The sequence below is a fragment of the Rossellomorea vietnamensis genome (genome assembly GCF_008180615.1).
GTDB lineage: Bacteria > Bacillota > Bacilli > Bacillales > Bacillaceae_B > Rossellomorea > Rossellomorea vietnamensis_D.
The window spans coordinates 59,886-74,323 of record NZ_VTEH01000009.1 but is presented as its reverse complement, the minus strand read 5'-3'; the positions used below and the strand labels follow the sequence as shown (position 1 = coordinate 74,323).

11 protein-coding genes are annotated in these 14,438 nt (G+C 43.7%); 6 read left to right on the top strand and 5 right to left on the bottom strand.

Going from position 1 to position 14,438, the window contains the following annotated elements; all coding sequences use genetic code 11:
- Positions 1-33: 33 nt before the first annotated feature.
- Positions 34-243, bottom strand: coding sequence for a YheE family protein (locus FZC79_RS12655; protein ID WP_148947148.1), 210 nt, complete (start codon positions 241-243; stop codon positions 34-36).
- Between the two features lie 277 nt (positions 244-520).
- On the opposite strand from FZC79_RS12655, the gene FZC79_RS12650 reads away from it, so the two are divergent.
- Positions 521-916, top strand: a complete 396-nt coding sequence (locus tag FZC79_RS12650; protein WP_148947147.1) for a hypothetical protein — start codon at positions 521-523, stop codon at positions 914-916.
- Here FZC79_RS12650 and FZC79_RS12645 read toward each other — a convergent pair.
- The 4 genes from FZC79_RS12645 to FZC79_RS12630 are packed head-to-tail and all read right to left on the bottom strand — an operon-like array spanning position 909 to position 5,887.
- Complete coding sequence (locus FZC79_RS12645; protein ID WP_148947146.1) at positions 909-2,102, bottom strand: YheC/YheD family protein; 1,194 nt, start codon at positions 2,100-2,102, stop codon at positions 909-911. The two genes, FZC79_RS12650 and FZC79_RS12645, sit on opposite strands and share 8 nt — an antisense overlap.
- Positions 2,099-3,463, bottom strand: coding sequence for a YheC/YheD family protein (locus tag FZC79_RS12640; RefSeq protein WP_148947145.1), 1,365 nt, complete (start codon positions 3,461-3,463; stop codon positions 2,099-2,101). Before FZC79_RS12640 ends, FZC79_RS12645 begins: the two co-directional genes overlap by 4 nt.
- The gene (locus FZC79_RS12635; RefSeq protein ID WP_187442767.1) at positions 3,460-4,545 is read right to left on the bottom strand and encodes a YheC/YheD family protein; all 1,086 of its coding nucleotides are present in this window, start codon (positions 4,543-4,545) and stop codon (positions 3,460-3,462) included. Before FZC79_RS12635 ends, FZC79_RS12640 begins: the two co-directional genes overlap by 4 nt.
- Positions 4,511-5,887 carry a YheC/YheD family protein gene (locus tag FZC79_RS12630; RefSeq protein WP_148947143.1) on the bottom strand — a complete coding sequence of 459 codons (1,377 nt, stop codon included), beginning with the start codon at positions 5,885-5,887 and terminating at the stop codon, positions 4,511-4,513. The genes FZC79_RS12635 and FZC79_RS12630 overlap by 35 nt, the downstream gene beginning before the upstream one ends.
- Before the next feature lie 159 nt (positions 5,888-6,046).
- On the opposite strand from FZC79_RS12630, the gene FZC79_RS12625 reads away from it, so the two are divergent.
- The 5 genes from FZC79_RS12625 (at position 6,047) to FZC79_RS12605 (ending at position 14,370) form a co-directional block, all read left to right on the top strand.
- Positions 6,047-7,183: a DUF445 domain-containing protein gene (locus tag FZC79_RS12625; protein WP_148947142.1), complete on the top strand. Its 1,137-nt coding sequence runs from the start codon at positions 6,047-6,049 to the stop codon at positions 7,181-7,183.
- Between the two features lie 92 nt (positions 7,184-7,275).
- Complete coding sequence (locus FZC79_RS12620) at positions 7,276-7,629, top strand: YlbF family regulator (protein ID WP_148941077.1); 354 nt, start codon at positions 7,276-7,278, stop codon at positions 7,627-7,629.
- Between the two features lie 851 nt (positions 7,630-8,480).
- On the top strand, positions 8,481-9,347 hold the full coding sequence (locus FZC79_RS12615; protein ID WP_148947141.1) for a Cof-type HAD-IIB family hydrolase: 867 nt from the start codon (positions 8,481-8,483) through the stop codon (positions 9,345-9,347).
- A gap of 1,176 nt (positions 9,348-10,523) precedes the next feature.
- Entirely contained in the window at positions 10,524-12,017 is a 1,494-nt protein-coding gene (locus FZC79_RS12610) for a coproporphyrinogen III oxidase (RefSeq protein WP_148947140.1), read from the top strand.
- Between the two features lie 739 nt (positions 12,018-12,756).
- Positions 12,757-14,370, top strand: coding sequence for a long-chain fatty acid--CoA ligase (locus FZC79_RS12605; RefSeq protein WP_148947139.1), 1,614 nt, complete (start codon positions 12,757-12,759; stop codon positions 14,368-14,370).
- The last annotated feature ends 68 nt before the right edge of the window (positions 14,371-14,438 follow it).

Genomic DNA, 14,438 nt, shown 5'->3' with positions numbered 1-14,438 from the left:
GCATGGATAGGAGAAGTTTATTCAGCATGCTTTTCACTCATAAACATGAAACAGCATCAATTCGTGAATTTGCTTTTGAATGATTTCTTCCTCTTCAGAAGGTGGTTGTGCTTCTTTCCATTCTATCGTGCCATTCTTGTGGTAGCTGCCTTCGTATCTTGTACCTTTATAGTAAAAGGAAAAAGTCCAACCCGGTAATTTTTTGTTCTCATACATACTTCTAAATTGAAAATGCTGAATCATTCCCTGTTGCCCCCTTAAGTTTGCTCCGGCATCATCACCGGCTGATTCTTCTTACTATTCTAAACCTTTCTCCTGATTTTTTACAGTGGGGAATAAGAACGACACTGGCACGAATCCCTGTAATGTGACATAAACCTTTATCATCTGTCATAAGATTTATTACAGCTTGAAGAAGGGGGACGGTAGTATGCTGCGTTAAAGCACTAAAAGGGACTGTCCCTCTTAGCGCTGTGACGCGCTGCTGTACTATAGTTATTTTATGCGAAGGGGTGCTGGTATGTTGTTTGTCAATCGGCTGCAAACAGGGATTGATCATTCGTGGAGATTGCGCAATTTTTATAAGGAACTGCAGACGAAAACCACAAATTCTGTTTACAGAGAGAGTATCCAGCAGGCAGAAGGGGATAAGAGGGAACATTATGAACTTCTTCAGTATGTGTACCGCATGCTGACGGGGAAGTATTATTCCATAGAAAACAAAAAAACGGACTTCACGTCATTCAGGGAGGGCGTCCTGGTGGCGCTGAAATCCGAACTGAAGGAAGCTGAATTATATCGAGATTTGCTGATGGCCTGCCCGGGGAGGCATATTTATCAGCCCATTTTTTTGATCATGACACAGGTACCCGCTAATGCGGTAAGATTCAACAGCATTTATATGGATCTTAAGTAGAGAACTTCCGGGCATTTGCCGAGTGAAGGAAAAAGGCATCAGCCAGGTTTTTCAGCCGCTTTTCTTCGATCTCGCCTTCGTCGAACCGCATGGGTTTGGCATTGATTTCAAAGACGATAAGGGTCCCGCTGTCTTCCTTGATCCCAAGGTCCATTGAAAATTCACCAATGAGGCCGAATGTGGTTTGAAGCTGTTCTCCGCAATCTGCTGCCAGGACCTCAATCCTTTTTACCAGCTCTTTCGATTCAATACGCTGAAACGGGAGAATCCGGCCGCCTTGGGGGACATGTGTCGTTACCTCTTGGCGTTCTGAGATTCTGATTCCGATTCCGGTGATTTCAAACCCTTTTCCTGAGTTATGGACAAGCACCCTGAGATCATAGCGGTGGTCATTCATTTTTTTGCATTGAATGGCTTCCTGATAGATGAATGTATCCGTCTCAAACCATTCAGGATATTTCAAGATCAAGCGGTCGAACCGGATGAATTTCTCGATTTTCTTTGTACTTTTACAGAGAATCTGGCCGTCTTCACAAAGTTCAATGAGCCTGATTCCTTTTCCTTTGGAAGAAAGGACAGGCTTGATATAAACTTTTTTCTTCTCTGCCAGATATTCCAGCAGATCCCCGGAGTTCTGCAGCAGCCTTGTTTCAGGCAGGTGAGGCTGGACGGACTCACTTTGGAAAAGGGATTGATGAACCTCCCACTTATTGAAAAAATGAGGGTTGAAAAATTGGATGTTCCGATTCCTTGCCCACTGCAAAAAATCCAAAAATTCGTCTGATCTCTCATCTGAGGGAGAAGGGATGCGGTTGTAGATGAAGTTTGGAATGGGAAAGGTGCAAGGCACCCACATATTTTTTTCTTCATGAAAGCAGAGTCCGGCAATTCTTTCTTTCCCGACGTCAGTGTATGAAAAGACAAACGAAAGGCCGCCCTTGGACTGGATGGCCTTCTGCAGATTTTGAAACAAAGGGAAATTTCCTTGATAACTTCCCTTTTTCTTAGCGGTCAGTATGCCGATGACCGGACCGCAAACAGTCCCCTTAGAGGATATGTCAAAGCAGTATTTATAGGGTTCATTTTCTCTGTACAGTATATAGGAGTTTCTTCCAAAAAGCAGGGATGCCAGAGAAGGATCGGAGTGAAAGAATAATTTCTTCTGCGGCTGATAATAGATTTTCATTTTAACGTCTCCTGAGGCTGTTTGATTGATCTCTGAGTAAGATATAAGCCAAAAGACAAGGAAAGTCGTCTTGTCAAAAGATCAAACGATTTTAAATCCGGATGTGAAAAAATAGATCTTCCTGGCTTTGAATTCGCTTCAAACAGCCAGACTCTGCCCAGGGCATCGATGCCAAAATCAAAACCGATTTCCCCAATAAAACCTTCCATATTCCGTTCCAATGCCGAGGATAACGTGATGGCGGCACTTTTTAGTTTTTCCTCTGTACGGAGGCAAAGGTCCCGGTCCGGAAACAGTTCCTGCAGGCTTTTGACACAGCCCCCGTTGTGCAGGTGGGTCGTGACGCTTCCTTCACCAGCGACCTTCGCAGCGATTGCGCTGACCTGCCATTCCCCATTTTCATCTTTATTGGTATGGACACGAAAATCCACTGGACGGTCTTCAGACTTGATGAGATGAATTCCTTGCTGAATGACCATCCTGCTCAATATTCTGGGCGGTATGATTCTCTGGAGCAGTTTTTCAAAGGAAGCCGATTTTACAAGCCGGTTCCTGCCGCTCTTATCTCGAAACCTGCAAGTGTAGTCTTCCGTTAGGCGGTTAAAGGTAAATTGATGGACGCCAAGTCCCAGGCTTCCGTTTTTGGGCTTGATAAAAACGTGTCCGTATTTGGACATCATTCTTTCTATCTGTGAAAACGATTGAAAAGCATGTGTTTCCGGCAGATACCGCAAAGCTTCATCATCATTTTCCAACCTTTCAAACACTTCCAGTTTGTTAAAGAAACCTGGATTATACCAAGGGATCCCATATTGCTGCTGAAGCCGGGTTTTGATCTCTTGGTAACTGGATTTTTTTTCGCTTCTGCGGTTCGGCAGCCGGTCATAAATCACATTGGGCAGAGGGACGATATGAGTCACCCATTGGTTTCTGCTGTAGAAATGTCCCTTTACAAGCCCGTTCTCCCAATCAATATGGTTTTCACCAAAAACGAATGGGATAACGCCGAGTGAAGACTGTAAGGAAAGCAGTTTGGAAAAAAAAGATGACCGCTCACCAATCGGCTTCATCAAGAAAGAAGTGAAGCCGGAGGTGAAAATCCCAATCAGGGGACCAAGAATGACCGAATTTTCATGCTGAAACATATAAATGTCCGTGATAAAAGGGGGGAGGGATAGTTCTTCTGCCAGACTCGAACTGACCGCAGCAACATTTCGTCCGTTCGGATGTTTTCTGCAGAGTGCTTCAGTGTGGGATGAACCCAGAGAGATGGCAGTGATGTTCTCAATTTCTATGCTTACTGGTAGATAGAGTATTTTTTCCTTTGATTTGAATACTTCTAATTTAAAGGGCTTTATCAAGAAGAATCGCCTCCTGTGGCGGGCATTTTTCTTTGAAGTGCTTTGCAGTACCGCAGCGGCAAAGAGTGCAGCCGTTGAATTTCATCCTGATTGAGAAGCTGCAGCATTTTATGGCCCGGTTTAGAATTCATATCCAGAATCCATACCGAACTGTCTCTTCCAATGATGATGTCGAGTCCGATTTCAAAGAGAGGGGCAAACTCTTCCTCGAGGACTTCCGGAAGTGAACGGACAATATCTCTTATTTCAGATTCGATATACAACCAGTTGTAGTGTTTTAATTTTTTCTTCCACTCTTCATACGGAATCGCCGAAGCGCCTGAACTAATATTCGTGAGAAGGGAGCCGGGGATACCGACTCGGAAACCTTTACAGGAAACACTCCATTTGTCATTTTCGTTTTTCTGAAGCAGCAGCCGTAAATCGAACGGCCGATTCTGTTCATCTCTGTTATCAAGCTGCACCTGAAGAATGAAGCTCCTTTTCTGAACCAAGCCTTCAAGCCATCGTGAAAGAGTCTCCTCATCCATCTCCTTCTCTGCTATTTCCTGTTTTTTCGTGGTCCGCACTTGGAAGTTTCCATTTTTAGATTGTATTTCAAAAACTCCCATACCATTTGCACCATCAAACGGCTTGATGATGACATTTTTTTCTCTTTTAATCTTGGCTATTGTTTCCGGGATGGAATCAATCAAGATCGTTTCGGGAAGATAAGGAGAAACTTTTTCCTGTGTTTTTAAATGCTTGTAAATCGTCCATTTATTCGGCAGGCCATATCCTAAAAAGCATAATTCATCTCGGTTTTTCAGCCATTGAACTATAGCCTTTGCCTGCTTTGAACTGAAATCATCTCCATAAAAGGTTCTATCGTAAATATATTCGGGTATTGTAAAAATATCTTTTATCCAGCTTCCTGTATCTGTTGAAAAGCGGTATCCTTGAATCCACTCTGTTTGCGGGTGGATTTGCAGAGGAGAAAATAACAGTACTTCCACTCCAATTGTTTTACTGGTTTGCGCCATACCAGTATAAAAAGGATGAGTGGTATCAGGCTCCAGCATCAAAATTCCCAGTCTGGTCATATGAAGCTCTCCTTTCTTCCCAAATGCTTTTTGATAAGTGATAAAGAGTTTTGACAGACGGACGGATTGCCCCGGTCTCAACATAGGTCTGTTTGGAGGGCTTGGAATTGACTTCGATCACCCATGGCTTCCCGGATTTATCCACCCCAAGATCTACTCCCAGTTCACCAAGTGTCAGGGTACTGTTTTCAGCAAGCCTGATGCAGACAGCGAGGGACAGCTCTTCCATGAGCCTGTAAATCCTTACTGCTTCGCTCCTGCTGAAGATTGTGCTCAGTACTTTCAGAGGTTTAGCCAAGTCCCCGCCTTGAGCTATATTTGATACAAACTGGCCTTGCCCTGATATACGGGCTACCGAGGAAACCAGCTTCCACTTACGGTTATCTACCAGGTGGCAGAGGAACCGGAAGTCCAGTGCTCTATCTTCAGATGTCAGGAGTTCAATCGTTTCCTGAATGATAAAATGCGAAGAAACCTTAAGTTTTGACAGCTCTTCCGCGGTTTCTTTAAAAGAAGAGAATGATTTCTGCAGGGTTTCGCCGCCTATATTCTGAATTAAACGATAGTCATTCTCTAAGTAAGCAAGGCGAAGGAGTTTTTTTCCCTGGCTTCCTGCAATATGTTTGATGAAAAGGTCATTATGTTTTCCCAGCAGCCGGCGGAGGCTGGAAAGGGTGAATGTTTCTGTGTGGGGTAAATACTCGAGAATATAGTCTTCTCCTGAAAGAAGCTCATTTACGGAATCCTTGGTTAAGTAGGATGTATTGAACACAAATATGTCCTGTGCCTCAAGAAGGGTGATTAATTGTCTTACGGATTCACTGCGGTCGGATTTTCGTGAATGGATCCTGTTGTACAGAATATCCGGCAAGGGGATGCTTCCTTCGAGCCACTCTCCTTTTTCTTCATTCCAGTAAAAACCTCTCTGCTGGTCAATGAGTGAAGCGCCGGTCAGAAAGAAAAGGCCTCCGTGCCGAATAGTATATTGATACAATTCTTCATAATACGGCCCCAATTGTCCTATAGATGGCCGGCCGGGAGAATCTGTATCGGTTAAAACAGCGATGACCGGTCCTAAGAAAAGAGTTTTTTCTTTTGGAGAGAAGTGAGCTGTCAAGCGTTGCAACCCCCGCAGCTGCAAGGAATGATTCTCTGGAAAAAGAAGCTCATTTCTCCCATGTTCGGGCACTTCCGGTACAACCTTGGCCTTATAGCGGGAAAGGCCCATCACAACAAATATCTCTTGGTGTGCTGCCCACCTCCAGTCCTGAGCAGTATTCTCAGAAACAAACAAGACAGGCTGCCCTGTTATGGAGTTAGAAGTGCTGCATGTAATGAACATAAAAATCTCCCCGTTTGCGCTGTCCGTGGACAAAATTTATAATATGATAATGGGCGGATGCTGATATAGCATATTATGTAGGATGGATGAAAATGTTCAGGTGCGTTGGAAAATACCTGATAAACCATTGCTTCACAGCCCTTAAGGAAGGATGAAATCATGAATATTTTTATAACATTTGTCTTAATGGTCGTGATTGGAGCGGCAATCGGCGGGATGACGAATTCCCTTGCAATCAAAATGTTGTTCAGGCCATATAAACCTGTTTATATAGGGAAGTGGAAAGTTCCTTTTACACCAGGGTTGATTCCAAAGAGAAGAAGCGAAATGGCCGCTCAGCTGGGGGACATGGTGGTTCACCACTTGATTACTCCCGAGAGCATCCAGAAAAAGCTGAACAACAGCCAGTTCAAATCAGATGCCGTTGCCTGGATCGGGGAAAGTGTAGAGCCCTTAGTAGATTCTAATGAAAGTATTGAAGCTTGGCTGGCAAAGCTGCAGATTCCGATGAATACGGAAACAATCGAAAATGGTATCGAAAAATGGATTGATGAAAAATACTATGGCTTTAAAGAAAAATACCGGTCCCAAACAATCGAATCCACTTTGCCTCTCCATTGGCAGGAAAAGATTGATGCTTACATTCCGGTGGCAGCCGATTTTATAGCCGCTAAAGGTGAAGCCTATTTTTCAAGCCCGGAAGGCAAAAGGAAAGTCAAAATCATGATCGATGATTTCCTTGAAGGAAGAGGGATGCTTGGTAATATGCTTGGCATGTTTCTTGGGAATTCATCCGTTTCGGAAAAAATCCAGCCGGAAATCATAAAATTCATCAAACACGATGGCACAAAAGAAATTCTGCGAAATCTCCTGAGAACAGAATGGGAGAAGCTAAGGGAATCTCAATGGGAAGACGTCCTGAAAAATGTCAGCGATGAAGATGTTCTTCCATCCCTGAAAAAATCAATCCTTGAAGCAGTGTCTGTGGACAAGATGATGACGACGAGCTTGAAGGATGTTCTATCACCTTTCAAGAAACGAATCACGCAGGTCATTGTTCCTCATGTTTTTGAAATGAGTGTGATGGCTGTATCGGAAAAAATCGAAATGATCATGGAAAAACTGCATCTACAGGAAGTAGTGAGAGAGCAGGTCGAGACCTTCTCGGTTCAAAGGCTGGAGGAAATGGTCCTTGGCATCACTTCCAAGGAACTGAAAATGATTACGTATCTGGGTGCATTATTAGGCGGTATCATAGGCTTGATTCAAGGTGTAATTGTCATATTCCTTGCATAGATATAGTACAGAAACCCGGCATCCTCGCATTCCTCTTTTTCTTTTGTTATAGTGGTAGAGGATTGGAAAGAGATTTTTAGGAGGTAATGATTTTGGCAGTAAATTTATATGATTACGCAAACGAACTTGAAAGCGCACTACGAAAAAGTGACGAGTACAATAACCTGAAGAAGATGTATGACGAAGTGAACAACGATGAGCAGGCTCAAAAAATGTTCGAAAACTTCCGTAACATCCAAATGAATCTTCAGCAAAAACAAATGAGCGGTCAAGAACTTTCCCAAGAAGAAGTAGAACATGCACAAAAAACAGCGGCACTTGTTCAGCAGGACGAAAAGATTTCCAAACTAATGGAAGCTGAACAAAGAATGAGCATGCTGATCAATGAACTGAATAAAGTCATCATGAAACCATTGGAAGACCTATACGGTTCCATGGAACAGTAATGCTTGACGAGAACGCTCCGCGGCTATTCAGCCCGGAGCGTTTTTTTATTTGATGGTCCTGAAAACCGCTGGCTATGCCGAGGGGACCAGAGAGCTTATAGCGTGGTATGAAAAATTATCACTTCCTGAAGTGATAAAGCAGGTTTCCCTATTACTTCCTTTCATTTAGCAGGATAAATGCCTTGTAAAGGAACTGAATAATTACATCTAAAATAACCGGAAATTTTCCGGTTAAGCTGTGGAATAGAATTCAATATGGGGTAAATAAGCGGAATTTTTCCGCTTAAGCACAGCAAAATGAATCAGTTTCGATCTTTTTAAGAGAATAAGGGAAATTTCTCCGCTTATTTTAGCTGTTTTTCGAGCTTTTACTTAAATAAGCGGAAATTCTTCCCTTATTTCTCAAGAAAGATTTAAAGAGAATAGATTGCATAAGTAAATCCTTCAGTTTGCCTTTTAGGCCAAGCCCGGTAAGACAGGCTTCCAGCAGCAGAGCAAACCACCAATTCAAACTGGTTGTTTTTATTGAGCCGAACAGGTTCCAGGTGTAGAAGTTTTGAGGAATTTTTCTATTTCGTGAAATTGTGGTTTTGGTACTTGAACAGGGTGTGAATTGGAGTCGTAGAAATAACGCCGCCAGCAGGTATACTGCAGATAGTGAGAACGATATCAGCTCTCCGTACATGTATGGAAGAAGTTGAAGCCAGGGCCTCCCATTAAACTTGTCATATTTTCTATGTCCAACTCATAAAAGTATACAAAGGACTAGAGTGGACATGGTTACCATTCCATTCCCATTTTTTCATAAATCCCTGCGGGTGATAATAGACAACAATTGAGGAGGCGCATCCATGATTTATCGTATGTTGGCAATGAATATTGACGGTACTCTGCTTCACAACGGCCGCATAAGCAAAGAAACGAAAGAAGCAGTAGAATACGTCCAGAGCAAAGGTATCTACGTAACTCTGATTACAGGAAGGACATTTCCTTCCGCTAAAAGGGTTGCCAAAGCATTGAAAATCGATAATCCCCTGGTTACCCATCAAGGGGCTTATATTGGGACTCATCTAGGTAAACCGCTTTATGTTAATAAGATTCATGAGGATATATCTTATGAGATTGTTAAATTCCTTGAGGAGATGGATTGTCAGTTAAGGGTCGTCCAGGACAGGATGGCCGTCATGAACAGGATGAAACTATCTGGATCTCTTCGTGAAAAAGTACTTTTCAACCGGGAATCAAGTTTCATCTACAGCACCCAGTACACTGATTCATTGAGTGAGTATCTTTTCGAAGATCCTTCCTCTGCTTTGAAAATAGAAGCCAAATTCAATTCAGAAGCCGAGCGGAATGATGCCGTTATGGCGATTAAGGGCATGTACCATGAGGTGGATTGCATTGTGACGGACCATGACCGGGTCGACATCGTCAAGAGGGGAGTTTCAAAACTCCGGGGTCTTCTGTACGTGTGCGAAAGGGCAGGCATCAGCCGCGACCAAGTCGTAATGGTGGGGGCAAACCAGGACGACAAGGACCTCCTGGACTGCTGCGGACTTGGAATCGCGATGGGGAATTCGTCCCCGGATGTGAAAAGTGCAGCAGACTGGATAACGCGTACAAATGTACAAAATGGAGTAGCCTACGCTGTAAAAGAACTTTTCCGGAAACAGCAGCCTATCGAATTTCTGAAGAAAATGAATGTCATAAAGTCATAGATATTTAGGGAACTGGCCTTGGCGGGTCAGTTTTTTGTTATGGCTGAGGATTTTTGGTGAGAGTCTTGATATAACGTACTTCAGTGGCAAACGCAATGCACCCAGCAGGGGTAGTATTGGATGATGTCCCTCGCAGGCGGAGCGAGGTACATCAAAAAGAGAAAATCCAGAGATGATGTACCTCGCCGGCGGAGCGAGGTACATCAAAAGGAGAAAATCCAGAGATGATGTCCCTCGCAGGCGAAGCGAGATACATCAAAAGGAGAAAATCCCCAGATGATGTACCTCGCAGGCGGAGCGAGGTACATCAAAAGGAGAAAATCCCGAGATGATGTACCTCGCTGGCGGAGCGAGGTACATCAAAAGGAGAAAATCCCGAGATGATGTACCTCGCAGGCGAAGCGAGATACATCAAAAGGAGAAAATCCAGAGATGATGTACCTCGCAGGCGGAGCGAGATACATCAAAAGGAGAAAATCCAGAGATGATGTACCTCGCAGGCGGAGCGAGGTACATCAAAAGGAGAAAATCCAGAGATGATGTACCTCGCAGGCGGAGCGAGGTACATCAAAAAGAGAAAATCCAGAGATGATGTACCCCGCAGGCGGAGCGAGGTACATCAAAAAGAGAAATTGAAGAGATGATGTACCCCGCAGGCGGAGCGAGGTACATCAAAAAGAGAAAATCCCGAGATGATGTACCTCGCTGGCGGAGCGAGGTACATTAAAAAGAGAAAATTCAAAGATGATGTCCCTCGCAGGCGGAGCGAGGTACATCAAAAGGAGAAAATCCCGAGATGATGTACCTCGCTGGCGGAACGAGGTACATTAAAAAGAGAAAATCCCGAGATGATGTACCTCGCTGGCGGAACGAGGTACATCAAAAAGAGAAAATGCAGAGATGATGTACCCCGCCGGCGGAGCGAGGTACATCAAAAAGAGAAAATGCAGAGATGATGTCCCTCGCAGGCAAAAGCAGCACATCAAAGGGAGAACCTCCGCCACAGGAACACATGACAGCAAAAGCCCCCTCAAGAAAGTCTCGTGAAATCCCATTGATAACCGCGGTAAATCCCTACTCATCTAAAAGACACTCCTCCCTTTGTGTATTGACCATTCCCCCGTCCTTCTGTACACTAGAACAAGTTGAAAATCGATTTCTTGAAAGGTGATTACATTGAAAATTACATTCAGCGGTTTGAATGATGAACGTTTCAATCGTCCATTGCAGCTTATCGCCAATCTGTTTTTTGAAGAACCGGCGGTCAACCCTTTTCATAAGGAAAAAGGCGACCTTCATATAGAATTTAAATTAGAAAAAATCAAAGATATCATAACAGCAGCGGCTGTTTTGGAATCCGAAGATCAACACCATACTTCTCAATACGAAAAAGAAGCTCCTTTAGAACAAACAGATAAAGAGAAATTCCGCAGTTTTAAAAATGGTCTTTCACATGTCTATTTGAACGTTTTGCAAGAATATACGGGAATCATTCAGCCTTGGGGGATCCTCACGGGCATCCGTCCGACCAAGCTGTTTCATAAAAGTATCAGAGAGGGCATGCCGCGGGAAGATATCCGCCGCAAACTGAAAGAGGATTATCTGATCACGGATGAAAAAATCGAATTGATGGAGAGAATCGTCGACAGGCAATTGTCAGTAGTACCTGACCTCTATTCTCTTCAAAAAGAAGTCAGTATCTATATTGGAATTCCTTTTTGCCCGACAAAATGTGCTTATTGTACGTTCCCGGCCTATGCAATTCTGGGGAAACAGGGAAGAGTGGACTCATTCCTTTCCGGGCTGCATTATGAAATTCAGGAAACCGGCCGCTGGCTGAAGGAAAATGATGTAAAGATCACGACGGTCTATTACGGCGGCGGAACACCGACCTCCATTACCGCTGAGCAGATGGATCTGCTGTATGAAGAAATGTACCGCTCGTTCCCGGATGTGGATGATATAAGAGAAGTTACTGTTGAAGCGGGACGCCCGGATACCATCTCTCCTGAAAAATTAGAGGTGCTGAATAAGTGGAACATCGACCGCATATCCATCAATCCTCAGTCTTACACGAATGAAACTTTAAAAGCAATCGGAAGACATCATTCAGTAGAAGAAACGATTGAAAAGTTCCATCTGGCAAGAGAAATGGGAATGAAAAACATCAACATGGACCTGATCATCGGCTTGCCTGGTGAAGGTGTAGAAGAGTTCACCCATTCATTGACTGAGACGAAAAAATTGATGCCCGAGTCATTGACTGTTCACACCCTTTCTTTCAAAAGAGCCTCAGAGATGACAAGGAATAAAGATAAATACAAAGTGGCAGGCAGAGAAGAGATTGAAAGAATGATGTCACTCGCTGATGAGTGGACACAAACACATAATTACGCTCCTTATTATCTGTACCGCCAGAAAAACATTCTAGGCAATCTTGAAAATGTTGGCTATGCTCTTCCCGGGCAGGACAGCATCTACAACATCATGATCATGGAAGAAATGCAGACAATCATCGGCATTGGTTGCGGTGCTGCAAGTAAATTCATTGATCCTGAAACCGGGAAAATCACTCATTTCGCCAATCCTAAAGAACCGAAAGCCTACAATGAAGGATTTAAAAACTATACAGAGAAGAAGCTGCAAATTCTGGATGAGCTTCTAAATTAATATATGTAAAACGGTCCTCACTCAGAGGGCCGTTTTTTCTTTAAGCTGTTTTCACAAAGACTGTGGCTTTTTAAATTGAAATGGTTAGGTGATTTGCACCAAAAAATCAAAATATGGTCATGGCTGATGTCTCTGAGGGTTTATTGATTTCCACTCCAGGTGCGTGACTCCGCGGGGCGTGCGGTGAGCCTCCTCGGCTTCGCCTGTGGGGTCTCACCTGTCACGCTAGTCCCGCAGGAGGTCACGCACCTTCCGTTCCAATTAAATCATTGCTAGCTTATTTCAGTTAACTGCTCTCAACATTAATTTAGGGAATTAAAGTGTATAGGAGTTTTGATGCAAATTTTGAAGAACGATATTTTCTGTCAATTTCTGTTTAGGCTGCATTTTGTCACACCAATTGAACAGATTTATCTAAAAAACGTTAAATCACATCAAAAGGAGTGTCAAAACCGATGAGATGTGGGACTCCTTTTAATGTATTCTAAATTTTATACTCGAAAACGAATCCCGTAAAACTCAGAGGGCCGTTTTTCTTTAAGCAAAGCCAAAGCCAGATTGAAACCGGGAATTCCAACAGTATTTTCTGTGGGTTAATCGGGATTGGATTTATTTTCAGAAAATTAACTTAACTTTAGAGGGATTCGATGATAAATAGCGAATGAGAATAGTATAGCCAAGCATATATTTTAGTGAAGTAATTTGAAAGCGATTTCAAAAATGATGGGAGAGATGTCCAATGATGAATACTCCTTTGCTGCTTACACAAATGATTGAACGTGCTGAAAAGTTTTACCCTAAGAAAGAAATCGTATCGCGGACAGAAGGCGGTATCAGCCGATTCACTTATAAAGAAATGGCTGCACGGACCCGCAGGCTGTCCAGTGCGCTTGAGAAGCTGGGTGTCAAGGAAGGCGAGAAGGTGGGCACACTTGCATGGAACCACCACAGGCATTTAGAAGCCTATTTTGCCGTGCCTTGCAGCGGAGCCGTGCTTCACACAATCAACATCCGGCTTGCTCCACAGCATATCATATACATAATCAATCATGCGGAAGACAAGGTCCTGCTGATTGATTCCGACATTGTACCTTTAATTGAAAAAGTGAAGGACCAATTGAAAACAGTAGAAGCTTTTGTCATCATGACCGATAAAGAAGAACTCCCTGAAACCTCGCTGTCACCTGTGTACCATTATGAAGAACTTCTTGCAGAAGGAGATCCGAATCAAAAATTCAGGGATGACCTTGATGAGAATGCTCCGGCGGGAATGTGCTATACAAGTGCAACGACCGGGAATCCAAAAGGAGTAGTCTACTCTCACAGAGGTATCGTCCTTCACAGCATGGCTCTTGGCCTTGCCGATACGACAGGAGTATCTGAAAAAGATATTGCCCTGCCGGTGGTGCCGATGTTTCATGTAAATGCTTGGGGACTTCCATTTGCGGCAACTTGGTTCGGAACATCCCAAGTGCTTCCGGGACCATATTTTACACCTAAACTGCTGGCTGAATTGATGCAGGAAGAGAAAGTAACGATCACAGCCGGGGTCCCGACCATCTGGCTTGGTTTGTTAAAAGAGCTTGATGAAAATGAGTATGACCTTTCCAGCCTGCGGTCGATTCTTTGCGGAGGATCTGCTGCGCCGCTTGGTATGATCAAAGCGTTTGAAGAAAAGCATGGCATCCCATTCATGCATGCATATGGAATGACGGAGACCAGTCCGCTGGCAGTGGTGACAGGTGAAAAGAGTTATATGGAAGAGTGGGATAAAGAGGAAAAATATAATGTAAAAGCCAAACAGGGTATGCTTGTACCAGGATTAGAAATGAAAATCATCGGTAAGGATGGAGAGGTTTCCTGGGATGGAAAGGAAATGGGCGAACTTACATTAAGAGGACCGTGGATTGCTTCGGAGTACTATAAAGATGAACGGACGGAGGATGCATTCAGGGACGGCTGGCTGTATACAGGAGATGTCGTCACAGTGGATGAAGAAGGATTCATTAAAATCGTCGATAGAACAAAAGATCTGGTTAAGTCGGGTGGAGAGTGGATTTCAAGCGTTGATTTGGAAAATGCTTTGATGGCTCATGAAAGTATATTTGAAGCGGCAGTGGTTGCCGTACCGCATCCTGAATGGCAGGAGCGTCCGGTAGCCTGCGTGGTTCTGAAAGAAGGAGATCACCAGAATACGACGAAAGAGGAAATCTATGCTTTCCTTCAACCGCAATTCGCCAAATGGTGGCTGCCTGACGAGATTTTGTTCTTTGAAGAGATTCCTAAAACCTCGGTTGGAAAGTTTTTAAAGAGAGCCCTGCGTGATCAAGTGAAAGACCGGGTAGGACAATAAATTATTAGAGCACAACAGTGGGAAGCCGGGAGTCTGCCGGCTTTCTTCTTTTTAAAAGGCCGTTCTCG

What these genes read in the sequence shown, in the direction of transcription:
- FZC79_RS12655 (WP_148947148.1), bottom strand. Translation starts at nt 243, where the DNA reads ATGATTCAGCATTTTCAATTTAGAAGTATGTATGAGAACAAAAAATTA.
- FZC79_RS12650 (WP_148947147.1), top strand. Translation starts at nt 521, where the DNA reads ATGTTGTTTGTCAATCGGCTGCAAACAGGGATTGATCATTCGTGGAGA.
- FZC79_RS12645 (WP_148947146.1), bottom strand. Translation starts at nt 2,102, where the DNA reads ATGAAAATCTATTATCAGCCGCAGAAGAAATTATTCTTTCACTCCGAT.
- FZC79_RS12635 (WP_187442767.1), bottom strand. Translation starts at nt 4,545, where the DNA reads ATGACCAGACTGGGAATTTTGATGCTGGAGCCTGATACCACTCATCCT.
- FZC79_RS12630 (WP_148947143.1), bottom strand. Translation starts at nt 5,887, where the DNA reads ATGTTCATTACATGCAGCACTTCTAACTCCATAACAGGGCAGCCTGTC.
- FZC79_RS12625 (WP_148947142.1), top strand. Translation starts at nt 6,047, where the DNA reads ATGAATATTTTTATAACATTTGTCTTAATGGTCGTGATTGGAGCGGCA.
- FZC79_RS12615 (WP_148947141.1), top strand. Translation starts at nt 8,481, where the DNA reads ATGATTTATCGTATGTTGGCAATGAATATTGACGGTACTCTGCTTCAC.
- FZC79_RS12605 (WP_148947139.1), top strand. Translation starts at nt 12,757, where the DNA reads ATGATGAATACTCCTTTGCTGCTTACACAAATGATTGAACGTGCTGAA.